The sequence below is a fragment of the Verrucosispora sp. WMMD1129 genome, from assembly GCF_029581255.1.
GTDB classification, from domain to species: domain Bacteria; phylum Actinomycetota; class Actinomycetes; order Mycobacteriales; family Micromonosporaceae; genus Micromonospora; species Micromonospora sediminimaris.
This window is the reverse complement of record NZ_CP120741.1, coordinates 4505555-4530502: the sequence shown is the minus strand read 5'-3', so window position 1 is coordinate 4530502 and position 24948 is coordinate 4505555. Positions and strand designations below refer to the sequence as shown.

Annotated in this window: 21 protein-coding genes; 12 read left to right on the top strand and 9 right to left on the bottom strand. The window is 72.3% G+C overall.

Annotation, left to right across the window (positions count from 1 at the left end; all coding sequences use genetic code 11):
• Nucleotides 1-161 precede the first annotated feature (161 nt).
• Entirely contained in the window at nt 162-1064 is a 903-nt protein-coding gene (locus O7624_RS21105; RefSeq protein ID WP_282236987.1) for a Gfo/Idh/MocA family oxidoreductase, read from the bottom strand.
• A gap of 262 nt (nt 1065-1326) precedes the next feature.
• Here O7624_RS21105 and O7624_RS21100 point away from each other — a divergent pair, with 262 nt between their 5' ends.
• Both O7624_RS21100 and O7624_RS21095 read left to right on the top strand, forming a co-directional pair.
• Nucleotides 1327-1725, top strand: a complete 399-nt coding sequence (locus O7624_RS21100; RefSeq protein ID WP_093405343.1) for a hypothetical protein — start codon at nt 1327-1329, stop codon at nt 1723-1725.
• Nucleotides 1718-2146 (top strand): hypothetical protein, encoded by a 429-nt coding sequence (locus O7624_RS21095; protein WP_282236986.1) that lies wholly within the window; start codon nt 1718-1720, stop codon nt 2144-2146. Before O7624_RS21100 ends, O7624_RS21095 begins: the two co-directional genes overlap by 8 nt.
• A 38-nt stretch (nt 2147-2184) precedes the next feature.
• Here O7624_RS21095 and fabG read toward each other — a convergent pair whose 3' ends face one another.
• Together fabG and O7624_RS21085 are read right to left on the bottom strand one after the other, a co-directional pair.
• On the bottom strand, nt 2185-2943 hold the full coding sequence (gene fabG / locus O7624_RS21090) for a 3-oxoacyl-ACP reductase FabG (protein ID WP_282236985.1): 759 nt from the start codon (nt 2941-2943) through the stop codon (nt 2185-2187).
• A gap of 140 nt (nt 2944-3083) precedes the next feature.
• Nucleotides 3084-4736, bottom strand: coding sequence for an alpha-amylase family protein (locus tag O7624_RS21085; protein ID WP_282236984.1), 1653 nt, complete (start codon nt 4734-4736; stop codon nt 3084-3086).
• A gap of 58 nt (nt 4737-4794) precedes the next feature.
• Here O7624_RS21085 and O7624_RS21080 point away from each other — a divergent pair, with 58 nt between their 5' ends.
• Together O7624_RS21080 and O7624_RS21075 are read left to right on the top strand one after the other, a co-directional pair.
• The gene (locus O7624_RS21080; RefSeq protein ID WP_282236983.1) at nt 4795-5385 is read left to right on the top strand and encodes a DUF1349 domain-containing protein; all 591 of its coding nucleotides are present in this window, start codon (nt 4795-4797) and stop codon (nt 5383-5385) included.
• A gap of 77 nt (nt 5386-5462) precedes the next feature.
• Nucleotides 5463-6113, top strand: a complete 651-nt coding sequence (locus O7624_RS21075) for a DedA family protein (RefSeq protein ID WP_282236982.1) — start codon at nt 5463-5465, stop codon at nt 6111-6113.
• A 112-nt stretch (nt 6114-6225) separates the two neighbouring features.
• Here the strand turns inward: O7624_RS21075 and O7624_RS21070 are convergent, their stop codons facing one another.
• Both O7624_RS21070 and O7624_RS21065 read right to left on the bottom strand, forming a co-directional pair.
• Nucleotides 6226-7602 carry a cellulose binding domain-containing protein gene (locus tag O7624_RS21070; RefSeq protein ID WP_282236981.1) on the bottom strand — a complete coding sequence of 459 codons (1377 nt, stop codon included), beginning with the start codon at nt 7600-7602 and terminating at the stop codon, nt 6226-6228.
• A gap of 150 nt (nt 7603-7752) precedes the next feature.
• The gene (locus tag O7624_RS21065; RefSeq protein WP_282236980.1) at nt 7753-9177 is read right to left on the bottom strand and encodes a carbohydrate-binding protein; all 1425 of its coding nucleotides are present in this window, start codon (nt 9175-9177) and stop codon (nt 7753-7755) included.
• 212 nt (nt 9178-9389) lie between these two features.
• Here O7624_RS21065 and O7624_RS21060 point away from each other — a divergent pair, with 212 nt between their 5' ends.
• The 4 genes from O7624_RS21060 (at nt 9390) to O7624_RS21045 (ending at nt 14355) form a co-directional block, all read left to right on the top strand.
• Nucleotides 9390-10538 (top strand): glutamate--cysteine ligase, encoded by a 1149-nt coding sequence (locus tag O7624_RS21060; protein WP_282236979.1) that lies wholly within the window; start codon nt 9390-9392, stop codon nt 10536-10538.
• Nucleotides 10539-10554: 16 nt separating this feature from the next.
• Nucleotides 10555-11925 carry an FAD-dependent oxidoreductase gene (locus O7624_RS21055; RefSeq protein ID WP_093405320.1) on the top strand — a complete coding sequence of 457 codons (1371 nt, stop codon included), beginning with the start codon at nt 10555-10557 and terminating at the stop codon, nt 11923-11925.
• A 90-nt stretch (nt 11926-12015) separates the two neighbouring features.
• Complete coding sequence (locus O7624_RS21050; RefSeq protein WP_093405318.1) at nt 12016-13440, top strand: WGR domain-containing protein; 1425 nt, start codon at nt 12016-12018, stop codon at nt 13438-13440.
• A gap of 42 nt (nt 13441-13482) precedes the next feature.
• Complete coding sequence (locus O7624_RS21045) at nt 13483-14355, top strand: aminoglycoside phosphotransferase family protein (RefSeq protein ID WP_282236978.1); 873 nt, start codon at nt 13483-13485, stop codon at nt 14353-14355.
• Between the two features lie 76 nt (nt 14356-14431).
• On the opposite strand, the gene O7624_RS21040 is transcribed toward O7624_RS21045, so the two are convergent.
• Nucleotides 14432-15238 (bottom strand): DNA-formamidopyrimidine glycosylase family protein, encoded by an 807-nt coding sequence (locus O7624_RS21040; RefSeq protein ID WP_282236977.1) that lies wholly within the window; start codon nt 15236-15238, stop codon nt 14432-14434.
• A 217-nt stretch (nt 15239-15455) separates the two neighbouring features.
• On the opposite strand from O7624_RS21040, the gene O7624_RS21035 reads away from it, so the two are divergent.
• From O7624_RS21035 to rocD, 4 genes are all read left to right on the top strand, one after another.
• The gene (locus O7624_RS21035; protein WP_282236976.1) at nt 15456-16145 is read left to right on the top strand and encodes an SDR family oxidoreductase; all 690 of its coding nucleotides are present in this window, start codon (nt 15456-15458) and stop codon (nt 16143-16145) included.
• Nucleotides 16146-16341: 196 nt separating this feature from the next.
• Nucleotides 16342-17196, top strand: a complete 855-nt coding sequence (locus O7624_RS21030; protein ID WP_282236975.1) for a thrombospondin — start codon at nt 16342-16344, stop codon at nt 17194-17196.
• A gap of 368 nt (nt 17197-17564) precedes the next feature.
• The gene (ddaH, locus tag O7624_RS21025) at nt 17565-18380 is read left to right on the top strand and encodes a dimethylargininase (protein WP_282236974.1); all 816 of its coding nucleotides are present in this window, start codon (nt 17565-17567) and stop codon (nt 18378-18380) included.
• Nucleotides 18377-19591, top strand: coding sequence for an ornithine--oxo-acid transaminase (gene rocD, locus O7624_RS21020; RefSeq protein WP_282236973.1), 1215 nt, complete (start codon nt 18377-18379; stop codon nt 19589-19591). Before ddaH ends, rocD begins: the two co-directional genes overlap by 4 nt.
• A 53-nt stretch (nt 19592-19644) precedes the next feature.
• Here the strand turns inward: rocD and O7624_RS21015 are convergent, their stop codons facing one another.
• The 3 genes from O7624_RS21015 to O7624_RS21005 form a co-directional block, all read right to left on the bottom strand.
• Nucleotides 19645-20793, bottom strand: a complete 1149-nt coding sequence (locus O7624_RS21015; protein ID WP_093405308.1) for an FHA domain-containing protein — start codon at nt 20791-20793, stop codon at nt 19645-19647.
• Nucleotides 20790-21083: a 4a-hydroxytetrahydrobiopterin dehydratase gene (locus tag O7624_RS21010; RefSeq protein WP_282236972.1), complete on the bottom strand. Its 294-nt coding sequence runs from the start codon at nt 21081-21083 to the stop codon at nt 20790-20792. Before O7624_RS21010 ends, O7624_RS21015 begins: the two co-directional genes overlap by 4 nt.
• A gap of 143 nt (nt 21084-21226) precedes the next feature.
• Entirely contained in the window at nt 21227-24919 is a 3693-nt protein-coding gene (locus tag O7624_RS21005) for a hypothetical protein (RefSeq protein ID WP_282236971.1), read from the bottom strand.
• Between the last annotated feature and the right edge of the window lie 29 nt (nt 24920-24948).

Here is a 24948-nt window from a genome sequence, read left to right as displayed (position 1 = left end):
CGGGTCGCGCCGGCCAGGGCCGGACGCCGGACGCGCGGGCGGGCCACCAGCAGCGGCCCGAACGCGGCCGACGTGGCGACCGCGTTGATCAGGGCGTGCACGCACATGTCGGCGACCCTACCGACCCTCCCGGCCGGTGGCGACCGATTTCCGGCCCACGCTCAGGCCGGCACGTCGATCACGGTGCCCTGCGCACGGGCGGTCTCGGCGGCGGCGAGGACCGCCACCACCTCGCGGCCGAAACGCACGTCGCAGCGATGGTCACGGGTGCCGGCGTCGACCTCGGCCAGCAACTGATCGATCGCCACCCCGAACGCCGTCGCCGAGCTCGCGCCACCGTTGGGGAGCCGCTCGATGCCGCTCTCGCCGTAGAAGACGAACTCCGCGGCGACCGAGCGGGGTGGTGCGTCAAGGGTCAACGAGACCGTGCTGGTGGCACCGTCGGCGTGGCTGAGCAGCAGGTGCACCAGGCCACCGGGACCGTCGGTGGCGGCCACCCGGGTCACCCGGCCGAGCACCGGCAGCAGGACGGCCAACGCGTGTGGGCCGATGTCCCACAGCGCGCCGTGCTCCCGACGCCACGGCGACTGCCCGTACGGGCTGCCGGGCTGGAAGATCGAGGCGAACCGGATCACGTTTGCGGTGTGCCAGCCTCCGGCTGCGGCGGTCGCGGCGATGAAGCCGGCGACGTCCGGTTGGTATCGGCCGGTGAAGAAGACCACAGACGCCACACCCGTCCCGGTGGCCGCCTCGACCACGCGGTCGGCGTCGGCGACGCTCAACGCGAGCGGCTTGTCCAGCAGCAGGTGCCGACCGGCGTTGGCGGCCCGGACGGCGATGTCCGCCTGGACGTCGGGCGGCAGCGCGACGGCCACCGCGTCGCACGCCTCGATCAGCGAGTCGACCTCCTCGAAGGCCGGTACCCCGTAGCGGGTGGCCAGCGCAGCGGCCTTGTCGGGGTTACGCCCCCACACGCCGACCAGCTCCGCCCTCGGGTGCGCCTCCAGTGCCGCCGCGTGCGTCTCCGCCGCCCAGTGCCCGGTGCCGAACAACCCGAACCGCATCCCCGTACCTCCGCTGTATTCGCCTGGCCACAGCTGACCCGCGACACTGATCACGCTAGTCCCCCGCGGTCCCCCGTGCCCGGCGTCCCCGCCGTGCCACGGCCCGACCGGCGCGGCGCTGCCGCAGGCCGGGCAGGCGACGGTGAGGGCTCGGCCGGCCGACCAGGATGGGCGGGTGTCTGGCCGGCCCTCTCGGCGGTCGCTCTTACTACGGGGGTTAGTAGAGTGGGCCGGTGATCGGAACGAGCACCGGACGACCCAGGTGACCACCGCCGCGACCACCACCGGATCTCCGGCCGACGGGGCGTTGGCCGTCGCCGCCATCGTGCTGTCGCTGCTGGTCGCCGTCTGGGCGCTGGTGGCCGCGTTGCGCCACCGGCCGCCGGACCGGATGCAGTTGATCGGGCTGGCCGTGCTGGAGCTGCTGCTGCTCGGGCTGGTGCTGGTGACCGCCGTGGCGCTGGCCGGCGGCGAGCGACCTGGCGAACCCGGCTCGTTCTTCGGCTACCTGGTCACGCTGGTCTGCCTGCCGCCGCTGGCGGCGGTGCTGGCCCGGATGGAACCGACCCGCTGGGGGTCGGCGATCGTGTGCGCGGTGTGCCTGGTGACGCCGGTGGTGGTGGTCCGGCTCCAGCAGACCTGGCAGGTGCTCGGTGGCTGAACCGAGCCCCGCCCGACCCCGGACCAACTCCGGCCCGGGCCGGTTGTTGATCGCTGTGTACCTGCTCTTCGCCATCGCCGCCAGCAGCCGCGCCACCCTCCAGATCGTCACCAGGTTCGACGAGGCGCCGCTGGCGTACCTGCTCTCCGCGCTCGCCGCGGTGGTCTACATCGTGGCCGCGGCCGGTCTGGCGCGGGCCGGTCACGCGGGCCGTCGGATCGCCCTGGCCTGCTGCGCGCTGGAACTGGTCGGCGTCGTCGGGGTCGGCGCCTTCAGTCTGGCCCGCCCGCACCTCTTCCCCGACGAGACGGTCTGGTCCGGTTTCGGCAGCGGCTACGGCTACATTCCCCTGGTGCTGCCGATCCTCGGCCTCGTCTGGCTCCGGCACACCCGCAGCCGGACGGCACCGGCCCCTTCCTGACACTCGGTGTCCAGGAAGGGGCCGGTTGACGAGGCCGTTCAGTCCCGGGGTCCGCCGGCGACGTAGATGACCTGGCCGGACACGAAGGACGCTCCCTCGCTGGTCAGGAACGAGATGGTGTGCGCCACGTCGTCGGGCCGGCCCACCCGGCGGACCGGGATCTCCGCCTCGGCGTGCTTCTGCATCGCCTCGAAGTCCACCTTCATCCGGGCGGCGGTGGCCGCGGTCATGTCGGTGACGATGAATCCGGGCGCGACCGCGTTGGCGGTCACCCCGAACGGGCCCAGCTCGATGGCGAGGGTCTTGGTGAAGCCCTGCAGGCCGGCCTTGGCCGCCGAGTAGTTGGCCTGACCCCGGTTGCCCAACGCGGACGTGCTGGAGAGGTTGACGATGCGGCCCCAGCGCGCCTCGACCATGTGCTTCTGCGTGGCCTGGCTGAACAGGAACGCCCCGCGCAGGTGTACGCCGAGGACGGTGTCCCAGTCGGCGTCGGTCATCTTGAACAGCAGGTTGTCGCGGAGCACGCCGGCGTTGTTGACCAGTACGGTCGGCGCACCCAGCTCGGCGGCCACCCGTTCCACGGCGGCCTCCACCTGGGCCCGGTCCGCCACGTCCGCACCGACGCCGAGTGCCCGGCCGCCGGCCGCCACGATCGCGTCCACGGTCTCCTTGGTCGCCGACTCCTCGATGTCGACCACCGCCACGGCCAGTCCGTCGGCGGCCAACCGCCTGGCGGTGGCCGCGCCGATTCCCCGTGCCGCCCCGGTCACGATCGCGACCCGCTGCCCCTCCGACATGCCTACCTCCCGGTAACTTGGCTCGACGGCAGGAGCCTAACCCACGCCGGGGCGGCTTGACCCCCGTCGATCCCGACCTCCGGACCGGGCACGCCGGCCCGGAGGTCACCGGCCCCCGACGGGTCGGCCCGGCCTGCCGCTCAGTGCGACCAGGATCGACAGAGCCGAATCCAGCGGTAGCCGTGCCCGGAAAGTTGCAGTTTGTCGAGCTTGCCGACGTCGTCGTAGTTGCGGTCGGCAAGCACGTCGATGGGCAGGTCCGCCTCGGGCTGAAGCTGGCTGAGATCCACCTCGGCGTCGGCGGTGCCGAGGTTGTGCAGGAAGACCATCGTCCCCGTCGGCCCGTCGGCCCGGTGCGCCAGCACCCCCGGCGGCATCGGCACGTCGATGTGCGTGGTGGAGCCGGAGCCGATCTCCGGTGCCTCCCGCAGCGTACGGATCATCCGCTCGAACCAGGCCAGCAGCGAGGTGCGATCCCGCCGCTGGAGGGTGACGTTGACCTTCTCGTACCCGAACTCACCCTTGTCGATGACCGGGCGGACGAGCTTCTCCGGCTCCGCTGTGGAGAAGCCGGCGTTGGGCTGGTTCGACCACTGCATCGGGGTACGGATCGCTTCCCGCCCGTCCAGCGACAGATCCTCTCCCATGCCGATCTCCTCGCCGTAGCGCAGCACCGGCGTGCCGCGCAGGGCGAACTGAAGGGAGTACGCCAACTCGATGCGCCGGCGGTCGTTGCCGAGCATCGGTGCCAACCGGCGACGGATGCCCCGGTCGTAGATGCGCATGTGTTCCTCGGGGCCGAACTGCGCGTACACCTCGTTGCGCTGTTCGGCGGTGAGCCGGGACAGGTCGATCTCGTCGTGGTTGCGCAGGAACGTCGCCCACTGCCCGCCCTCGGGCAGCGCCGGGGTGTCCCGCAGCGCCTCGATCACCGGTTCCGGGTCCTGCCGGGCCAGAGCCAGCATCAGCCGGCCGTTGAGCATGAAGTCGAAGAGCATGTGGACCCGGTTCGCCGAGCCGCCGCTGTCACCGAAGAATGCGGGAAGGTGGTCGGGCTCGACGTTCGCCTCGGCCAGCAGGACCGCGTCGCCGCGCCGCCACTGCACGTGCTGGCGCAGCTCGGTGAGGAATTCGAAGTCCAGTTCCGGGTTCGGGTCTCCGGGCTCAGTGCGTTCGATGATGAACGGCACCGCGTCCATCCGGAATCCGGCGACGCCGAGTTGGATCCAGAACGACATGATCTTCTTGATCTCGGCGCGTACCGCCGGGTTCCTGGTGTTGAGGTCCGGCTGGAACTTGTAGAAGCGGTGGTAGTACCAGGCCTTCGCGGTCCGGTCGTGGGTCCAGGTCTCATGCTGTTCGCCGGGGAAGACCATGCCCTGGTACCGGTCGGTCGGCTCCTGCTCCGACCAGACGTACCAGTCGCGGTACGGCGAGTCCGGCGAGGAGCGTGCGGACTGGAACCACGGGTGCTGGTCGGAGGTGTGGTTCACCACCAGGTCGATGATCACCCGGATCCCCCGGTTGCTGGCCTGGTGCAGCAGCTCGGCGAAGTCGCCCAGGGTGCCGAACCGTGGGTCGACGTTGTAGAAGTCGGTCACGTCGTAGCCGTCGTCGTCGTTGGGCGACGGATGGATGGGGTGCAGCCAGAGGCAGGTCACCCCGAGCCGGGCGAGGTAGTCCAGCCGGCCGATCAGACCCCGGATGTCACCGACCCCGTCACCGTCGGAGTCCGCGTACGTGTCGATGTCGAGGCAGTAGACGACCGCCTCCGAATACCACCTGTCAGACATGCCCCGGTACCTTCTCCCAGTCGGGACGTCGGCAAACCCGACTCGGTACGGTGCCGGGATGCGGAGCATCGAATGGTCGGGCGGCGACTGGCACGGCCGACCGGTCCGGGTGACCGAGGAACCGGACGGCACGCTGAGCGTCGAACCGGGCCGGGGCAGCGACCTGTGGCGACACACCAGTTACGGCTTCGTGCACGACGATGCCCCGGCCCTGCTCGCGCCGTTCCCGGCCGGTACCGCCGTGGAGGTTGATTTCCGGCTGGCCTGGACCGGGCAGTTCGACCAGGCCGGCGTGCTGGTCCGGGTGGACGACCGGAACTGGGTGAAGGCCGGCGTGGAGGTCAGCGACGGCCAGCCCCAGGTGGGCGCGGTGGTGACCCGCGACGTCTCCGACTGGTCCGTGGCACCGGTTCCGGACTGGGCGGGTCGGGAGGTGAGCGTACGCGTCAGCCGCGCCGGTGACGCGCTGACCGTACGCGCCCGGGTCGCCGGTGAGCCGTGGCGGCTGGTCCGGCTCGCCCCGTTGGCTCCCGACGCGGTGGCGTCGGCCGGTCCGTACTGCTGCTCGCCCAGCCGGGGCGGGCTGCTCGTGCGGTTCACCGGATGGCGCCACGGCCCGGCCGACGAGGAGCTGCACCCGCAGGAGTGACCTGTCCGGGCCCGGTGTGCGGGGCGGTTTCGGGGGGTAAGGGTCCCCTTTACGCCCGACCCGCGAAAGGCTTCATCATGGCGCTCGCCCAGGACGTCGACCCCGCTCAGGTCGGCGGGCTGACCGGCTGGATCGCCGGGGTGATCGAGGCGGGCGGGGAGGTGGGGGTGGCCCTGCTGGTGGCCCTGGAGAGCATCATCCCGCCCATTCCCAGCGAGATCGTCCTGGCGATGGCCGGGTACCTGGCTGGCGAGGGTCGGTTCAACGTGGTCTTGGTGACCGTCGCGGCCACGGTCGGCTCAGTGCTCGGCGCGCTGTTCCTCTACTGGGTCGGCGCGGTGGTCGGCGAGGACCGCCTCAAACGGTGGCTCGACCGGTTACCCCTGGTCGACATGGACGACCTGGAAAAGGCCGACCGGTGGTTCGAGCGGTACGGCCGCTGGGCGGTGTTCTTCGGCCGGATGGCGCCAGTGGTGCGCAGCCTGGTGTCGGTGCCGGCCGGGGCGAACCGGATGCCGCTTGTCGAGTTCGTCACGCTCACCACGCTGGGCAGCGGTATCTGGAACGGGATCTTCATCGGTCTCGGCTACGCGCTCGGCTCCCGCTGGCAGCAGATCGACCGCTACAGCTCCTGGTTCGACTACGGGATCCTCGCCTTGATCATCCTCATGGTCGCCACCTGGGTGATCAAGAAACTCCGCCGCCGCACCCCCACCCACACCCCCTGACCAGCCCGCCGCACCCCTGCTTCGAACCCAAGATCCGGGCAACTTCGGGGATGGTGCTGCCTCAGCCGAGCCTGAGACAGCAGCATCAGGGAAGTTGCCCGGATCTTGAGCGTCAGGGGAGGGTGCGGAGGTGGGGGGAGACGGTGCGGGCGAAGGTGTTGTTGTTGGTGATGTCCCAGTTGATGGACCAGGTCATCGCGCCACGCAGGCCGGGGTAGGTGCGCGGCGGGCGGAAGCTGCCGCAGTTGGTGCCCCGGGTCAGGCAGTCCAACGCGGCGTTGACCACACTGGGTTGGACGATGCCGCCACCGGCCGCGCCGGGACCGGCCGGCAGGCCGAGCCCGACCTGGTCTGGCCGCAGCCCCGCCTCCAACTGGATACAGGCCAGCGCGACGATGAAGTTGACCGTCCCCTGGGCGTACGCGGCGTTGTTGTCGCAGCCGAGCATCGCCCCGGAGTTGTAGAACTGGGTGTTCACCACGGTCAGGATGTCCTTGATGTCCAACGCCAGCTTGAAGTAGCTGCCCGCCGGGTTCTGCATGTCGATGGTCTGCGGCGCCATCGCGATGATCAGCCCGCTGCCCACCTTCGCCCGCAGTGACCGCAGCGCCTGCGCCATGTACGTCGGGTTCAACCCGTTCTCCAGGTCGATGTCGACGCCGTCGAAGCCGTAACGCTGGATCAGGGCGTACACGCTGTCGGCGAAGGCCGCCGCGGACGCCGAGCTGTCGACCACGACCCGGCCGGTCTCGCCACCCACCGAGATGATCACCTTCTTGCCGCGACTCTGGAGGGTCCGCACGTCGGCGGCGAAGTCGGCGTCGGTGTACCCGCCGAGCGCGGCGGACAGGCCGGGGTCGATGGCGAAGCCGACCGCGCCGGGCGTGCCGGTCGCGTCGGCGAAGGCGACCGCCACCAGGTCGTACTCGGTGGGTACGTCACGCAGCCGCAGCTCGATGGCCGGGTTGTCGAAGTTGTGCCAGTAGCCGGTCAGGATGTGTTTCGGCAGCCCGCCGACCGGCGGCGGCGGGGTCGTCGGTGGCGGCGTGGTGGGTGGCGGCGTGGTCGGCGGCGGCGTGGTCGGCGTGGTGCCGCCGGCGCAGGCCGCGCCGTTGAGCTGGCAGTTCGCCGGTACGCCGGAACCGCTGCCGAGGAAGCCGAAGGAGACCGAGGCACCGGGTGCGATGGTGCCGTTCCAGGAGCGGTTGGTGAAGGTGTACCGCTGGCCGCTGGAGGTCAGCAGCGCGTCCCAGTAGGTGCCGACCGTGGTACCGGCGGGCAGGTCGAAGGCGAGACTCCAGCCGTTGACCGTGGTGCCGCCCCCGTTGGTGATGGTGTACTTCCCCTCCCAGCCCGAGCCCCAGTCGGACGTCTTGACGAAGCTCGCGGTGACTCCGGCGGCGTACGCGGCCGGCGCCAACCCGACCGCCCCGATCGCGGCGGCCAGCGCGCCGATCACCGCCAGCACCAGCGTTCTGGACCGTTTCATGTGCCCCTCCAGCCCGGACGAAATCCATGGACGTCAACCTGGCGCCTATTATTAAGACTGTTAACTGTTTCTGTCCAGGGCCGGCCCCGGGTGAATCGACACGGCCCCCTGTCGGCCGGAGGCGATGCCAGGGGGCCGTGTCGTCACGCCTCAGCGGCGGAAGTGGAACCAGTTGACGTTCACGAAGTCGTTGGGCTGCCCGCTGGTGAAGGTGAGGTAGACGGTCCGTCGCCCGGTCACTCCGGAGACGTTGCCCGGCACCGACCGCCAGCTCTGCCAGCCACCGGTGTTGGCGATGGCGAAGCTGCCGATGGGTGCGCTGGTCGGGCTGTCCACCCGGACCTCCACCAGACCACTGACGCCGGCCCCCGCGCCGGAGGCGACCCGGGCCACGAAGTCACGCGGCCCGCCGGAGCCGAACTCCACGTTGTCGAAACGGACCCAGTCGCCGTTGCGCAGTGCCCCGATGTTCTGCCCGCCCTCGGAACACGCCTCGACGATCACGCCGTTCTGGGCGTTGAAGGACTCGGCCTGGATGGTCGCGTACGCGTCCCGCATCCCGCCCGGCGGCGGGGTGGTCGGCGGTGGCGTGGTGGGCGGCGGGTTGCTGCCCCCACCCCGGCTGTAGACCGCGACGTAGTCGACAAGCATCGGCCGGCCGGGCACGGTGGCCGAGGTCGGCGTGGCGCTGCCGGCGACCCCGTTCGGGAAGGCCCCGCCCATCGCCACGTTCAGCAGCAGGAAGTAACCGGCGTGGCTGGTCATCTGCGACCAGTACGGCTCACCGACCCGGCTCTGGCTGACCGTGTGGTAGAGCTGCCCGTCGACGTACCAGCGCAGCTGCTGCGGGCTGACCGAGGCGTCCCACTCGAAGCGGTAGGTGTGGAAGGCCGACTGGCAGGTGCTGCCGGGGCAGGCCCGGGAGGCGCCGATGCCGTTGAACTCGTCGCACGGGCCGCCCGGCGCGACGCCGCAGTGCAGCACGCCCCAGACCGAGTTGAGCCCGTTGACGTTCTCCATCACATCGAACTCGCCGATGCCCGGCCAGTTCTGGTAGTTGCCCCGGTAGGGCGAACCGAGCGCCCAGAACGCCGGCCAGTATCCCGACGCGGCGGCGCCTGTCACGTTGGGCATCTGGATGCGGCCCTCGATGGCCAGGATCCCGCCGGCCGGGGCCTTGAAGTTGCTGCGGACGGTCTCGATGCGCGCCGAGGTCCAGCGGCCGGCGCTGTCGCGCAGCGGGGTGATCCGCAGGTTGCCAGCGCCGTCGTGGCTGACGTTGGCGGTGCTGTTCGTGTACGTCTGGATCTCGCCGGTGCCCCAGTTGGGTGGGCCACCCGGGTAGCTGGTGCCGGTGTCGATGATCCAGTTGCCGGCGGACGGGAGGGTGCCGGCGGCGCCGGTGAAGTCGTCGCTCCACACCAGGTTCCAGCCCGACGGGGGCGGCGGCACGGCGGCGTCCGCAGTCGTGCCGAGTCCGGCCACGACGGTGGCGACGGCGGTGAGCAGGGTCAACGCCAGCGGCAGCCGGCGTCGCGCAGGCGGGGCGGCGGGTGCCGCCGGGGCAGTTGTCATGACGTGCCTCTCTGCGGGGACGGGAGAGAGCGCTCTCTCACGAGTTGTACGTTCCTCCCGCGCAGTTGTCAATATCGATCGATCCGGGCGACCCGAGGATCGCGCACACCCCCGCCACACCCGGGCGGAGTTTCCCGGTGCCACCACAGGGGGTAATTGCCGGCCGACCCGGTGCGGAGGGACCGCCCGGGAGGAAGTGGACGGTGGTAGCGATGGTCAGGCAGGTGGCAACCGCCCCGCGTCCCCCGGTCGAGGCAACCGACCTGCTCACCGTGGGTGTCGAGGAGGAGTTCCTACTCGTCGACCCGGAGACCGGGGCCGCGACGCCCGCCGTCGAGGCGGTGCTGGAGGAGGTCCCCGCCGAGTTGCGGGGACAGGTCGAGCGGGAGTTCCAGACCAGTCAGATCGAGATCGGCAGCCCACCCGGATTGGAACTCCGCTCGATCCGGCACTCGCTCAGCCTGCTCCGCGCCGCGCTGGCCGACGCCGCCGAGCGGGCCGGCGCCCGGTTGCTCGCGATCGGCACCGGGCCGATCGACGGGCCGGTCCCCCCGGTGGTCGACAAGCCCCGCTTCGACCGGATGATCGCCCGGTTCCGGCTGCTGGTGCCCGGGCCGGGCAACAACGGCATGCATGTCCACGTCGGAGTGCCGGACCCGGACACGGGCGTACAGGTGCTCAACCATGTGCGGCCGTGGCTGCCGATCCTGCACGCGGTCACCGCCAATTCGCCGTTCTCAGGCGGGGAGGACACCGGCTACGCCAGTTGGCGATCGATCGAGTGGGAACGCTGGCCCTCGGTCGCGCCGACGCCCTACCTGGTCAACCACGAGCACTACCAACGACTGATCCGTCAGCTAATCGCCAGCGGCGTGATGCTCGACGAGGGGATGCTCTACTGGTACGCCCGGCTGTCGGCCAAGTACCCGACGGTGGAGCTACGCATCGGTGACGTCTGCCCGACCGTCGACGACGCGGTCCTGATCGCCGCACTGGTCCGTGGGCTGGTGGCGACCGCGCTCGACGACATCGCGGCCGGGCGGCCACCGCTGCCGACCGACCATCACCTGCTGGTCGGCGCGCACTGGCGGGCTGCCCACGACGGGTTGGAGGGAGAGGCGGTCGACCCGCACAGCGGTGAGCTGCGGCCGGCCTGGGATCTGCTGCACCAGCTCGTCGGACGCCTCGGTCCGGCCCTCGACCGACACGGCGACCTGGCCGAGGTGACCGGCCTACTGGAGGGGCTGCGCCGGCACGGCAGCGGGGCCGCACGGCAGCGTTCGGTGTACGCCCGGACCGGGCGGTTGGAGGATGTGGTGGAGGACGTGGCACGCCAGACCCGGGGCGAGGACCCGGCCTGACGAGAGAGGTGATGGCGTGGCGGAACGGTTGATCGTCGTCGGCGGGGACGCCGCCGGCATGTCGGCCGCCGCCCAGGCGCGCCGTCGTCGGGGCGTGGATGACCTGGAGATCGTCGTGTTCGAACGGGGGCACTTCACCTCGTACTCGGCCTGCGGGATCCCGTACTGGATCAGCGGCCTGGTCACCGACCGGGAGCAACTGGTGGCCCGGTCACCCAAGGTGCACCGCGAGGACTACGCCATCGACGTACGGATCCGGCACGAGGTGGTCGAGATCGACCTGGTCCGCCGCGAGGTGGTCGCCCGGGACCTGGACGGCGGCGGTGAGGTCCGGGAACCGTTCGACACCCTGATGTACGCCGCCGGAGCGGTGCCGAAGAAGCCAGCCTGGGCGCACACCGACGCCGCCGGGGTGTTCGGGGTGCAGACCCTCGACGACGGTTCGGCGCTGCGCGGTTGGCTGGAGACCGAGCCGCGGCCCCGGCGGGCGGTGGTGGTCGGCGGCGGCTACATCGGCGTCGAGATGGCCGAGGCACTGGTCCGCCGCGGCCTGTCGGTCACCCTGGTCGAGCGCGACGAGCAGCCGATGTCGACAGTCGACCCCGACATGGCCCGGCTGGTCACCGAGGCGATGCGCGGGCTGGGCGTGGACATCCGCACCGGCGTACGGGTAACCGGCCTGGCGGAGCGCGACGGCCGGGTCAGCGAGGTGGTCACCGACGACGGGCCGATCCCGGCCGACCTGGTGGTCCTCGGTCTCGGCGTACGCCCCAACACCGAGCTGGCCGCCGCCGCCGGCCTGCCGCTCGGGCCGACCGGCGGCATCCGGGTGGACCGTCAGATGCGGGTGTCCGGGGTGCCCGGGGTGTGGGCCGCCGGGGACTGCGTGGAGACCCTGCACAAGGTCAGCGGCATGCCGGTGCACGTACCGCTCGGCACCCACGCCAACAAGCAGGGCCGGGTCGCCGGCATCAACATCGGCGGCGGGTACGCCACCTTCGCCGGCGTGATCGGCACCGCGGTCACCAAGGTGTGCGAGCTGGAGGTGGGACGCACCGGCCTGCGGGAGCGCGAGGCCCGGGCGTCCGGCTTCGAGTTCGTCTCGGTGATCGCCGAGTCGACGAACCGCGCCGGCTACTACCCCGGCGCCCGGCAGATGACGGTGAAGCTGATCGCCGAGCGGCCGAGCGGGCGACTGCTCGGCGCCCAGATCGTCGGCTGGTCCGAGGCGGCGAAGCGGATCGACACCCTCGCCGTGGCGCTTTGGAACAAGATGACGGTGGACGACATGACCGCGCTCGACCTCGGCTACGCCCCGCCGTACGCCCCGGTCTGGGATCCGGTGCTGGTCGCCGCCCGCAAGGCCGTGGACGCGCTCGCCGGCTGACGGCTCCGGGGCCGGTTTCTGTCGGTGCCGCGGGTTAGCGTAGGCGCGCCGCCCGGTCAGGGCCGACGCCAACCCCTCGGAGGAATTCCCATGTCGCAGGAGACGACCTACCTCGAACTGTCCGAAATGGACGGTGCCGCGCACAAGTTCTACGAGGTGATGGTCGACGACGCCACGATGACCGTGCGCTTCGGGCGGATCGGCGACCAGGGTCAGGTGAAGACCACCGGCTATCCCGACAACGCGCGGGCCCGCGCCGCCGCGGCGAAGAAGATCGGCGAGAAGATCCGCAAGGGGTACGCTCCGGCGGTCCGCGGCGTACGCCAGAAGCGGGCAGTCTCTCGGCGGCAGATCGTCAGCACCCGCTCGACCGCCCGCACCGCCCCGGTCCTCTGGCGGTACGACTCCGGCGCACCGGCCTTCGGCATCTTCGTCGACGGGCGCACCTGCATGGTGGGCAACGAGCGCGGTGTGATCACCACCCTCGATCACGACGCCCGCGTGCTGGACCAGGTCCGGCTTCCCGACGGGGTCAAGTGCATCGTCGCCGACGACGCCTGGATCTACGCCGGCTGCGACGACGGCAACGTCTACGACCTCTCCGGCAAGATCCCCCGGGTGGCGTACGCGATCGTTCCCGACATCGACATCTACTGGCTCGACATCCACGACGGCGTGCTGGGTGTCTCCGACGCCGACGGCGGGGTCGCCGCCATCGACCACGAGGACGAGTTCCTCTGGCGACGGGCCGGGCGCGGCCGGTCGGCCTGGATGGTGCGCTGCGACGCCGACGCCGTCTACCACGGCGACTCGACGGGGGTCAGCGGCTACGACTGGCGCACCGGGCGGGAGTTGTGGCACACCCGCACCGGCTCGGTGCTCTTCGGCTGGCAGGAACGCGACGCCGTGTTCGCCGGGACCGCCACCCGCGAGGTGGTACGCCTCGGCAAGGACGGCGGTTCGGCACTGCGCACCTACCGCGCCGATGCGCCGGTCTTCTCCTGCGCCACCGCCGCCGACGGTCGTTACGTCTTCGCCGGTGACAGCCAGTCGTCGATCTACTGCTTCGCCGCCGACGGCACCCGGCTGTGGAAGCTCGGCACCGGCTGCGGATCGGCCTACTCCATGCAGTACCACGACGAACGCCTCTACGTGGTGACCACCAGCGGCCACCTGGCCTGCATCGACGCCAGCGAGCCCGCGATCCGGGCGGCGGAGGCGGGCAACGTGCCCGACGTGGTCGACGTGAAGGCCCCGGCCCGGCTGCCCGAACCAGCCGCCGTCACCGAGGTCGAGGTCGTCGGCGACGCCGGTGACGGGGTGATCGTCGAGTGCGTCGAGCAGGGCGGTCGGCTGCGGGTGCACGTGCTGTCCGCCGGCTACCACCGGAACTGGTCGGTGCAGTTCCCCAAGGGCATCCGCCAGCCGGGCGCCCGCTACCTGGTCACCGAGGTCCGGGAGTCCGGCCGTGGCGGCTTCTACCGGGCGTACGGTGACATCCGCCGGCTCCGCTGATCACGGTTGTGGCCGCTGCTCGGCCTCGGCCACCATGAGCCGGTGACCGGCGCGCTGCGACTCCCCGACGGCTTGGCCTGGCTTCGCGACGTGCCGGGTGGCCCGGAGTGGTTGGCCGAGTTGCCGGGCCGGCTGGCCACCTGCGCCCGGCGCTGGTCGCTGCGGCTCGGGCCGCCCTTCGGGTACGCCTGCGCCTCCCTGGCCTTGCCGGCCGAGCTGCCGGACGGCACCCGGGCGGTGCTCAAGTTGCAGTTCCCCGACGCGGAGAGCGAGCACGAGGCGACCGCGCTGCGGCGTTGGGACGGCGACGGTGCCGTCCGGCTGCTCGGCCACGACCCCGACCTGCGGGCACTGCTGGTGGAGCGTTGCAATCCCGGGACCCCGCTGCACGCGTTACCGCTCGACGCGGCGCTCGACGCGGTGGTGGCGCTGCTCCCCCGCCTCTGGGTACCGGCCGGTCAGCCGTTCACTTCGTTGGCGGAGGCCGCCGCCGGTTGGGTGTCCCGGCTGCCGGTGAAGTGGGAGCGGGCCGGGCGGCCGTTCGAGCGGCGGCTGGTCGACGCCGCGCTCGACCTGCTCGGCGGGCTCACCGGCAGCCAGGGTGTGCAGGTCCTGGTCAACCAGGACCTGCATGCCGCCAACGTGCTGCGCGCCGAACGTGAGCCGTGGCTGGTGATCGACCCGAAACCGCTGGTCGGCGAGCGGGAGTTCTCGGTGGTGCCGATGGTGCGCGGCACCGAGCTGGGCCACTCCCGGGCGGCCGTCCGCCACCGCCTGGACCGGCTCAGCGCCGAGCTGGGGCTGGACCGCGACCGCGTCCTGGGCTGGACGATCGGTCAGACGACGGCCTGGAGCATCGACGGCGTCCGGGTCTTCCCCGACCATGTCGAGGTGGTCCGCTGGCTCCTCGACTGATCCGCGTCTCGGTCAGATCTTGGTCGAGCACGGCCCCCTGAAGGGCCGTTCCGGACCAAGATCCACGCCGGTCGGGTCAGGACTGGCAGGTGGGGCACCAGTAGAGGTTGCGGGCGGTGATGGTGCCTCGGCTGATCGGGGTGCGGCAGACGTGGCAGGGTTGGCCGGGGCGGCGGTAGACGTAGACCTCTCCCCCGTGCCGGTCGACTCGGGCCGGCCGACCCATCGCCTCGGGCAGGTGCGCGGCGCGGACGGTGTCGATCCGACCGGTGGTGACCGCGAGCGTCATCAGCTCGACCAGGTCTGCCCAGAGCACCTGCCAACCGGCCGGGGTCAACTCGCGGCCGGGCAGCCGCGGCGACAGACCGGCGCGAAACAACGCCTCCGTCACGAAGATCAGACCTGTGCCGGCCACCACCGTCTGGTCCAGCAACAGCGCCGCCAGTGGCGTCACGCTGCGCGAGATCCGCGCGTGCGCCCGCTCCGGATCGGCGTCGGCGCGCAGCGGATCCGGTCCGAGTCGAGCCCGCAGCGCGGCCACCTCGGGCGGGCTGAGCAGTTCGCAGGCGGTCGGCCCACGCAGGTCGAGCCAGTGCCGGTCGCTGGTCAGCCGTAGGCGGATCTGCCCCACCGGCTCCGGCGGTTCACCATCGCCGTCGGTGACCTTTCCGTAGAGGCCGAGGTGCACGTGCAGCGCGAACTCACCGGCGTAGTGGTGCAGCAGGTGCTTGCCGTACGCCTCGGTGGCCTCCAGCACCGTGCCGGAGATCCGGGCGGCACCGTCGGCGAAGCGCCCCTGCGGGCTGGCGGCGAGCACCTTGTCCCCCACGAACAGCTCGGCGTGCCGGGCCGCCAGGCGATGAATGGTGTGTCCCTCTGGCACGACGCCAAGCGTAGCCAGCGCGCCGGTGAGCAGCGGTCGGACCCGGCCTTGCCAGGTCGTGACGGCCGGCAGGGGCGTGCCAAGCGCCCCGAACCGGTCGCCCGTCCCCGGGAAACGCTGCTACTCGACGGTAAGGGATCGCCCTCGGCGTCTGGTTCAATTGCCGATCGGGCCGCCGGCACGGCGGGCACCACGTCGACTCGATGGGGGCGGGGTCATGACGGATCGGATACGCCGTGCGGTGGTGGTCGGCAACAGCGACGGCATCGGGCTGGCGTTCACCCGCAGACTGCTCGCCGACGGTTGGCGGGTCACCGGGCTGTCGCGGCGGGACAACGCCATCATCGTCCCCACGTACGCCCACCACACCGTCGATGTCACCGCGCCGGACTATCCGGACGTGCTGGGCAAGGCGATCGACGAGCTCGGCGGGGTGGACCTGTGCGTCTACGCCGCCGGCATCGGCGAACCTTTCGATCCGGCCGACCTGGACGCGCAGACGCGCACCTTCGAGGTCAACCTGATGGGCGCGGTACGGACCACTGCCGTGGTGGTGCCGAGAATGCTGGCCACCGGCGACGGGCACCTGATCGGGATCTCCAGTCTCGCCGACCGGCTGGTCTCCGGCGAGGCGCCCGGCTACGCCGGCTCGAAGGCCGGAGTGTCGTCGTACCTGACGGGTTTGTCGGCGGCGCTGCGCCGGCACGGCGTGCACGTGACCACCGTGCGATTCGGATTCGTCGACACCAAGATGGCCAAGGGCTCGTTCCGACCGCTGATGATTCCAGTCGATGACGCCGTGGAGATCCTCGTACGCTGCGTCCGCAAGCGTCCCGTCCGGGTCTCCCGGCCCCGCCGCCTGGCCCTCCTCACCGCCACCCTGGCCCCCCTGATCCGCCCCCGCTAACACCCCACCCCCACCCCGCCCCCGCCGCAGCCCTCGCCGTCGCCTGCCACAACTGCATGATCGACGAGGAGTGCGGTGTGGAGCGGGCGGGGTGGGGTGTCGGGTGGGTGGGGGTTGGGTACCTGCTGGGTGTTGTGGCGTGGTTGGCGATACGGGGCTGATGCCGCCATCCACGCATCGATCAGGAGGTGAACCCATGAAATTTTCTTCGCTGTTGCGCCGGGAGGAACCGGCGCCGCCGGCAGCCGACGACAGCAGGACCGGGACGGTCGCCACCGACACCCGCCCCGACGAGCGGTCCGGCGTCGAGGGTCGCACCGACGGCAGCACCACCCGCCGAACCGCTGCGGACCCGGTCGCCGGCCAGCCCGCCACGGACCGCGCCGCCAAGGACCGTGCCGCCACCGCCCGATCCACGGTTCACGGTTCCCGCCGCGCTCGTGCCGCCACCACCGAGACCGTCGACGGCCACCGCGTCACCGGCGTGGACCGCACTCTCGACGGTGACCGCGCCAGCGGCCGGGACCGGCCCGTCGATGGCCTCCACACCACCGACCGCACCACAGACCGCGACCGCACCGCCGACGGGGATCGGGCCGGCGACGCGGATCGCCACGTCGACCGGGACCGGAGCGTCGGCACCGTCGAGCGGGACGGCAGGGTCGACGGCGACCGGACCCCCGACGGCGCAACCGGCCGGGACGTACCGCCGGCGCCGGTCGGGCCACGGCCCCGGGCCAGTCTGCTGGCCACGCTCGGCCTGATCGTCGGCGTCGGCGGCATCCTGTTCGTGCTCACCGGCGCCCTCGCCGGGTACGGCATCGCGCTGGGCGCGGTCGGAGCGGTGCTCGCCGTGCTCGGTCTGATGGCCACCCGTCGGCGCCACATCGCCGGCAAGTCCGACGCGCTGCTGGGCATCGCCTTCGGCCTCGGCGCGGTGGTCCTCGGCGTGCTGGCGATGACCGGCCAGTACGACTGGCCGTCCACCGACGGAGATGTCGTGGTCCGCTTCCGCGAGTGGCTTGATTCACAGTTTGTCGACCGCCTGTAACGGGCACTTTCGGCCCGCCGGTGGTTCACCGGTGCCGGTCGGTGCGGAACCGACCGTAGCCCGATCAGATCTGGTGGTTCACCAGCCGGGCGCACATGCTCGTCAGGGGCGGCGGTTCGCCGCCCCTGACGTATGTCCGGGGCGGTCGTCCCCGGACAGCTGCCTGGCGACCCTCAACCCGCGAGCCGGGCCGGGAGCCGCACGCAACGAATCTGCTCCAACCGGGTGCCATACGCAATGATCTGCCGCCCAATGCAAGGGTTCGCGGTGGATCCGGCTGGTCGAGCCCGCATACCGTTGAACCACGGCGCCAGCCCGTGGGCCGACGGTGGCCGGGCGCGCCCGAGGCTTGGAGCAGGACAATGACGATGGACGCCACCCGCCAGCGCTTTCTGATGTGCCGGCCGACGTACTTCGCCGTCGACTACGCGATCAACCCGTGGATGGATCCGACCGCACCGGTCGATGCCGACCTCGCAGTGCGGCAGTGGGAGCGGTTGCGCCAGGTCTACCTGGATCTGGGCCACACCGTCGAGGAGATCGCGCCGGTGCCGGGCCTGCCCGACATGGTCTTCGCCGCCAACGGCGGCACCGTGATCGACGGCAAGGCGATGGCCGTGCAGTTCCGCGACCCGCAGCGCGCCGACGAGGCGCCCGCGTACCGCGCCTGGTTCGAGGCCGCCGGCTTCGAGATGTACGACCCGAAGCACGTCAACGAGGGTGAGGGCGACGTCCTGCTGGCCGGGGACCACCTGCTCGCCGGCACCGGTTTCCGCACCGCGCACGCCTCGCACGCCCAGCTCCAGGAGGTCTTCGGCTACCCGGTGATCACCATGCAGCTGGTCGACCCGCGCTTCTACCACCTCGACACCGCGCTGAGCGTGCTCGACGAGCGGACCGTGGCGTACCTGCCGGAGGCGTTCTCGCCCGGCAGTCAGGCCGTGCTGCGCCGGCTCTTCCCGGACGCGGTGCACGCCACCATGGCCGACGCGGAGGTGCTCGGGCTCAACGCGGTCAGCGACGGCCGGCACGTGGTGCTGCCCGAGCAGGCCACCGGTCTGGCCGCCAAGTTGCGCGACCGGGGCTACGAGACGATCGGCGTCGACCTGTCCGAGCTGCGTCGGGCCGGCGGTGGCCCGAAGTGCTGCACGTTGCGACTCCGTCAGGGAAAGGCGAACCGATGATCGAGGACATGCTGCGGACCCCGGCCGCGGTGCAGGACGCGGAGCGCCACACCGCGCACAACTACCACCCGTTGCCGGTGGTGATCTCCTCCGCCGAGGGCGCCTGGGTGACCGACGTGGACGGCAAGCGTTACCTCGACTGCCTGGCCGGCTACTCGGCGCTGAACTTCGGCCACCGGCACCCGACGTTGATCGCCGCCGCGCACGCCCAGCTCGACAAGCTGACGCTGACCAGCCGGGCGTTCCTCCACGACCAGTTCGCCGACTTCTGCCGGGAGCTGGCGGCGCTGTGCGGCAAGGACCTGGTGCTGCCGATGAACACCGGGGCCGAGGCGGTCGAGACCGGCATCAAGGTGGCCCGCAAGTGGGGCTACCAGGTCAAGGGGGTACCGGCCGGCCAGGCCAACATCGTGGTCGCGGAGGGCAACTTCCACGGGCGTACGACCACAATCGTCAGCTTCTCCACCGACTCCGACGCCCGGGCCGACTTCGGGCCGTACACCCCCGGTTTCCGGATCGTCCCCTACGGCGACCTGGCCGCCCTGACCGAGGCGATCGACGAGCACACCGTCGCCGTGCTGCTGGAGCCGATCCAGGGCGAGCAGGGCGTGGTGGTGCCACCCGAGGGCTACCTGCACGGGGTACGGCTGCTCTGCACCGAACGCAACGTGCTGTTCATCGCCGACGAGATCCAGTCCGGCCTGGGCCGCACCGGCACCACCTTCGCTTGTGAGCACGAGGGCGTCGTGCCGGACATGTACCTGCTGGGCAAGGCGCTCGGCGGCGGCATCGTGCCGGTTTCCGCGGTGGCCGCCGACACCGACGTGCTCGGCGTACTCCAGCCCGGACAGCACGGCTCCACCTTCGGCGGGAACCCCCTCGCCTGCGCCGTGGCGACCGAGGTGGTCCGGCTGCTGGCGACCGGAGAGTTCCAGCGCCGCTCCGCCGCGCTGGGCGAGCGGCTGCAAGCCGGCCTGCGCGGCCTCATCGGCAAGGGTCTGGTCGCGGTACGCGGTCGGGGTCTCTGGGCCGGCCTGGACATCGACCCGGCCCTGATGAGCGGCCGGGAAGCCTGCGAGCGGCTGATGGAGCGGGGTGTGCTGGCCAAGGACACGCACGGCTCGACCATCCGACTGGCCCCGCCGCTGGTGATCACCGAGGAGGAGATCGACCACGCGGTGGCGCAGGTGGCCGCAGTCCTGGCCGGCTGAGCGGTCGTACCCTCCGGTGGGCGTCGGGACCCGGTCCCGACGCCCACCGGCGTTCAGCGCGGCAGGCGCATCGCCATCGTCGGGGCCTCGGACATCACCGAGTCCGGGTTGTACGGCGCTCCCGCCGGGAACTCGTTCGGGCGGCCGACCTGCACCCCCGGGTACAGCTCCACCATGTCACCGGTGCCGAGCACCCGGGACTGCTGCGGGGCCAGCGGGATCCGGTCCGCCTCCGTGAGGGATCCGCCCGGCCGTACGCCGGAGCCGTTGGTGCTGACGTCGGTGGCGACGACGTCACCGCCGCGCAACTCCAGCCGCAGGTGGTTGCGGCTGATCCAGCGCCGCGCCTCGTCGTTGAGCCACTGGCCGAGCATGATGCCGCCGGAGCCCTCCGGTGCCCGGCCGATCACCACCGGCTGTTCCTCGGTGAGTACGAAGCGACGACGGATCAGGCCACCGACCCGGATCGCGAGGACCTCGCTGCGTGGCCGGGGTCCGGCGTCACGCAGCCGCGCACCGTGTCGGGGACAGGTGGGCACGCCGTTGCGCAGCGACGGTGGCGGCTGCCCGGTCGGTGCGCGGTCGATCCGGGCCAGGTCGGCGAAGGCGCCCCCGCCCCCGGCACCGCCGAACAGGGTGCAGCCGGACTCCGGGCAGCGCCACTCGCGGGAGAGCAACTGGGCACCGGCCGGTGAGGGCGGACCGGTGACCGGCGTGTGACCACCGCCGACGTGGGCGATGAAGACCGGACCGCCAGCACCCGGCACCGGAGCGAGGACCCGGCCCGGCTGCTCGACCAGCCAGGGGAACCGTCCCCGCAGGCCGTCGAAGCGGACCCGGCTGAGCACCGGCAGGCCGAGCAGGTCGGCCACCTCCAGCATCCGGTCACCCGGGTTGTCGAGTACCTCCACCAGGCCGTCGTCGGCCCATCTGCGCACCACCATCCGCTCGTTGGAGGTGAGGTCGGCGTCGGAGAGCATCCCCCGGTGCACCACCGCGTAGACCGGGACGCTGTCCTCCTCAAGGCTGCGCGCCAGCGCGTCGATGACCATGCCGAGGCGCAGTGAACTGGCCGGCCGCCCGCCGTCGAGATCCTGGTAACGGATGATTTCGGCCAGGTCGAGCACCGCGCGGGCCAGCTGCGGGTCGGTGCAGACCCGCCCCTCGATGGCGTCCAGCACCTTGCTGATCTCGAACCTCATCGGGCACCTTCCACGATCTCGTCGATCCGGCACGCCAGCCGGATGTCACGCATGGTGACCCCGCCGATCGAGTGGGTCACGCAACGGAAGGTCACCGTGCGCCACCGGATGTCGATGTCGGGGTGGTGGTCCAGTTCCTCTGCCGCGACGGCAACCCGGTCGACCACTGCGATGGCGTCCGGGAAGCTGGCCAGCTCCACGGTTCGGGTGATCCCGGCGGAGTCTCCCGACCAGCCCGCCAGCCCATCCAGCTCGTCTCGCACCGCCTCGGCGGTGAGCACCTCTGCCATGGCCAGACCCTACCGGTGTCGGCCGGCACCACCGCCACCAGCGACGCCTCATCGGAGGCGACACCATCAGGGATGTGGTCGCCTCCACCGCTGCCTGTTACAGCAGAATCCCCGATGTTGTCGCCTGGGTCGTGGGCCGGGCGTCAGCTCATGCGGCCGACGGCGGATCGCAGTCGGAGCAGGTCCCGGCGACGGCGCTCGTAGGTGGTCGCCACGCCGATCAGAGCCAGCCCGGCGGCAGCCAGGAACGCCCACCGGGGCAGCAGGTCCCAGCTGCGCACCAACTCGTACAGGGCCAGCAAGGCCAGTGTGCCGGCACCGAGCAGCACCGGCGCCTGCCAGCGGCGGACCGCGCCGAACAGCGTCACGGCGAGTGCGGCGGTGCCGATCAGCAGCCGTCGCCACGGGTGCGGGTCGGTGCCGAACAGCACGACGGTCAGGCTGGGCAGCAGCAGGGCGGCCAGGCCCGGGCCGAGCGCAAGCCAACTGTTCAGCCCAGGCCGGGTACGCAGCCCCACCGCACCAGCCCCCAGCGCCGCCGCGGCCAGCGGCACCGTGTACGCCTCCAGCACGCTGACTCCGCCGGCCGCCAACAGCAGCCAGACGGCCAGCAGTTCGCTGCCCCCGCCGATGCCGGCGAAGACCCGGCGCCGCTCGATCGACTCGTCCCGACGCAACAGCCGGACGCCCATCGCGACGCCCCACAACACGCAGATCGTCGCGGCATGCCGGAGTGCCCCAAGGGTGAGCAGCAGCGCGAGCAGCGCCACCGCCTGTGCGGCGGCGTCCAGCACCCGACCCACCAGCGCATCCTGGGCGGGCCGGGCGGACACCGCCGAAGCCGTCCAGGTGGCCACCGCCGCCCCGGACGTGGCGCCCGGCTGCGGAGGCAGCGATCCCGGCCGGTTCCATCGGCTCGACGGGAGCGTCGTGGCGAGCGCGAGGCTGACCACGGCGACGCCGAGCACCGCGAACGCCGCCACGTGAGGCGGCTGCCCGCCAGCCAGCGGGGCAGTCAACGCGAACCCGGTCGCCGCGGCCACCGCGACCAGCCACCCGAGCACGCGTACCGCGAGGTGACGCCCGCCCACGCCGACAGCCGTCGCCGACACCACCAACAGGCCCAGTCCGCCCAGGGTGCCGGCCCGGGTCGCCTGGAGGTTGAGCAGCCCGGCCGCCGCCAGCACCAGACCGACCGGCATGGCCACTCCGACGAACGGCCCGCCCGGGTGCCGCAGCGTAACGGTCAGCAGCAGAACCACGCCACCCAGCAGAGCTGCGGCCGGCACCACCGGCCAGGGCACGGCGGCGGCGACCAGCAGCACCGGCCCGGCGGCGGCCACGAAGGGCAGCATCGCTCCGGCGACCTGCCAGCCATCGATACCGTTGCCGCGAGCCCGGCCACCGCCAGCCCGGCCACTACCGGCCGGGTCACCACCGGCGCTGTCGGTGCCAGCAGAACCACCGACGGGGCCGGTACCAGCGCCGTCCCCCACAGCGGAGGAACCCGCAGCGGCGGTGCGGGTGGTCGGCCAGGTGAACAGGGCCGCCGCCAAGGACAGCAGCACCAGTGCCAGGCCGACCGGTAGCGCGTCCGGTGACAGGCGAGTCGCCGGAACGCCGGACCACGGGGCGGGTGGCGGCCCGTACGGCGTCAGCAGGGCGGTCACCACCACCGGCACGGCCGCCAGCACCGCCACCATGGCCAGGCCCAGCCCGGCCACCGGCAACAGCCCCACCGGGCGGGCCCGGAATCCAGCGAGCGCCACCAGCGAGGCCGCCACCGACGCGTACACCGCCACCCGCTCGGCACCCGGCACGACCAGGGGCGACAGCCCGGTCAGCACCCCCACCACGGCGAGCCCGGTCGCGGCGTACCCGGCCAGTTCGGGCCAGGATCGACGCAGCGCGAGCAGCGCCACCGCCGGCAGCGCGACGGCGGCCAGCGCGCCCCGGGCCTGCCACCACGGCGGGGCACCGACGCCGATCAGCCCGATCGCCGCCCCCGCCGGCACCACGAGCACCGCGGCAGCCAGCCCGCAACCGGCCACCATCCGCCGCACCGGGTCGCCGCCTCGGCCGGCAACCGCCACGCCGAGCCCGGCAGCCAGGACCACCGCGCAGGCGGCACCGGCACCGATCGGGTCGGCCAGCCCGACCAGCAGCCCGTGCCCGAGCAGTGCCGCACCGGCCGAGGCCGAGGTCAGCACCGCAACGGTGGGCAGCGTCGGTCGGACCACCGCCGCGACCAGCAACAGCACCCCGACCGCAAGGTCGATCGCGACCACCGCCGGCCACGGCGCGGCCCAGGCCACCGGCACGGCGAACGCGGTCGCGGCGAGACCGGCCACCAGCACCGCCGACCGCGCCGCCCGGGGCAGCAGCACTGCCACCGCCACCGACGTCAGCGTCGTCGCCACCGGCAGTTGCCAACCCCAGGCGAACAACGGGCCCGCCGTGGCTCCCCGCCACGGCGGCAACGACCGGCCCACGGCGGCACCGGCCAGCAGCAGTCCCGCCAGCGCCGCCAGCAGCCCACCGGCGCCGGCCACCAGCAACGCCCCCGCGCGCGGACCGGCCCGCCAGCCGGACGGGAGCAGCCGTACCGCGCCGGCCAGCCCGGCCGCGACAAGCGCTGCCACCAGCAGCCACACCGAGGCGCGCAACTCCACCACCGGGCGGAGAATCGCCGCTGCCAGCACCGGCACCAGCGCACCGGCCGCCAGCGCCCGTGCCGGCCCGCCACCGGCCAGCAACGCCGCCCCGAAGGCGGTGAGCGCCACCAGCAGCATCGGTCCGCCAGCCAGCACCGGTACCCCAGCCGCCCGACCGACAAGCAGGGGCACCAGTGCGCAGCCTGCGGCGAGCAGCAGCCAACCGGCGAACCACGCCCAGGCCAGGAGCGTCCCGGCCAGCCGTACCGCCGGTGTCGTCGCGGCCCCCTCGTCCGCGACGACACCGGCCCGCCGCCGCAGCGCCACCACCACCGCCAGGTCGGCCACCGCCGCCCCGACGAAGACCACCGCCCACCCGGCCGGTTCCGGTCGGACCTCGGCGGCCAGCAGCGGCAACAGCGGCTGAACGACCAGCAGCGCGGCGAACCACGGCACGGCCAGGCGGCTGAACCGGGCGTAACCGACCGTCACCGCCGCGCTGATCGCCACCACCAGGGCGGCGTACCGGCTGCCCGGCCAGGCGGTCACCCCGAACAGGTCGACCGACCAGGCGGCGTACCCGTCGAGCAGTACCAGCAGCAGCCCGACGGCGGCGAAGGTCTCGGCGGTGCCGCGCAGCCCTCGCCGACGTGCGATCAGCGGCACCGCCAGCAGCAGCGCGGTGAACGCCAGCAGGATCGCTGCCCGACCAGCCACCCCGACCGACGCCCAGGCCACTGCGGTGAAGACCGTCGCCGCCGTTCCGAGCAGCAGTCCACCCAGGACGAAGAGCAGGCCCTGCACGGTCCGCGTCGACGTCTCCGCGCCACCCGGACGAACCGGGACGGAAGCGGGCCGGCCACCGATCGGCACCGGAGCGGGCGCCGGATGCCCGCCGACGGCCGGTGCGGCGCGATGGTTCGGCGGTGCGGTGGGCATCGGGAACTCGGCCCGGACCGCAGCGGCCAGTTCGTCCCGCCGTCGCCGCACCGTGTCCAGCCGCCCGACCAACCCCTCGTACGCCTGACGGGCCCGCTGCACCTCACCGCCCAGCGCGGCGATCTCCCGGTCGAGCCGGATCACCTCGGCGGCGGCCGGATGCGGCGGCCGGCCGCAGCCGGTGCAGCCGGAGTTCAGGTTCGCCGGGCCTCCGCAGGCCGGGCAGGGGTAGGCGTTGTCCACGCCGTCATCCTCGACGGCGGAGCGCCGTC

Coding starts and splice junctions, on each gene's coding strand:
- O7624_RS21105 (WP_282236987.1), bottom strand. CDS start 1,064: ATGCGGTTCGGGTTGTTCGGCACCGGGCACTGGGCGGCGGAGACGCAC.
- fabG (WP_282236985.1), bottom strand. CDS start 2,943: ATGTCGGAGGGGCAGCGGGTCGCGATCGTGACCGGGGCGGCACGGGGA.
- O7624_RS21085 (WP_282236984.1), bottom strand. CDS start 4,736: ATGTCTGACAGGTGGTATTCGGAGGCGGTCGTCTACTGCCTCGACATC.
- O7624_RS21080 (WP_282236983.1), top strand. CDS start 4,795: ATGCGGAGCATCGAATGGTCGGGCGGCGACTGGCACGGCCGACCGGTC.
- O7624_RS21075 (WP_282236982.1), top strand. CDS start 5,463: ATGGCGCTCGCCCAGGACGTCGACCCCGCTCAGGTCGGCGGGCTGACC.
- O7624_RS21070 (WP_282236981.1), bottom strand. CDS start 7,602: ATGAAACGGTCCAGAACGCTGGTGCTGGCGGTGATCGGCGCGCTGGCC.
- O7624_RS21065 (WP_282236980.1), bottom strand. CDS start 9,177: ATGACAACTGCCCCGGCGGCACCCGCCGCCCCGCCTGCGCGACGCCGG.
- O7624_RS21060 (WP_282236979.1), top strand. CDS start 9,390: ATGGTCAGGCAGGTGGCAACCGCCCCGCGTCCCCCGGTCGAGGCAACC.
- O7624_RS21050 (WP_093405318.1), top strand. CDS start 12,016: ATGTCGCAGGAGACGACCTACCTCGAACTGTCCGAAATGGACGGTGCC.
- O7624_RS21035 (WP_282236976.1), top strand. CDS start 15,456: ATGACGGATCGGATACGCCGTGCGGTGGTGGTCGGCAACAGCGACGGC.
- O7624_RS21030 (WP_282236975.1), top strand. CDS start 16,342: ATGAAATTTTCTTCGCTGTTGCGCCGGGAGGAACCGGCGCCGCCGGCA.
- ddaH (WP_282236974.1), top strand. CDS start 17,565: ATGGACGCCACCCGCCAGCGCTTTCTGATGTGCCGGCCGACGTACTTC.
- rocD (WP_282236973.1), top strand. CDS start 18,377: ATGATCGAGGACATGCTGCGGACCCCGGCCGCGGTGCAGGACGCGGAG.
- O7624_RS21015 (WP_093405308.1), bottom strand. CDS start 20,793: ATGAGGTTCGAGATCAGCAAGGTGCTGGACGCCATCGAGGGGCGGGTC.
- O7624_RS21010 (WP_282236972.1), bottom strand. CDS start 21,083: ATGGCAGAGGTGCTCACCGCCGAGGCGGTGCGAGACGAGCTGGATGGG.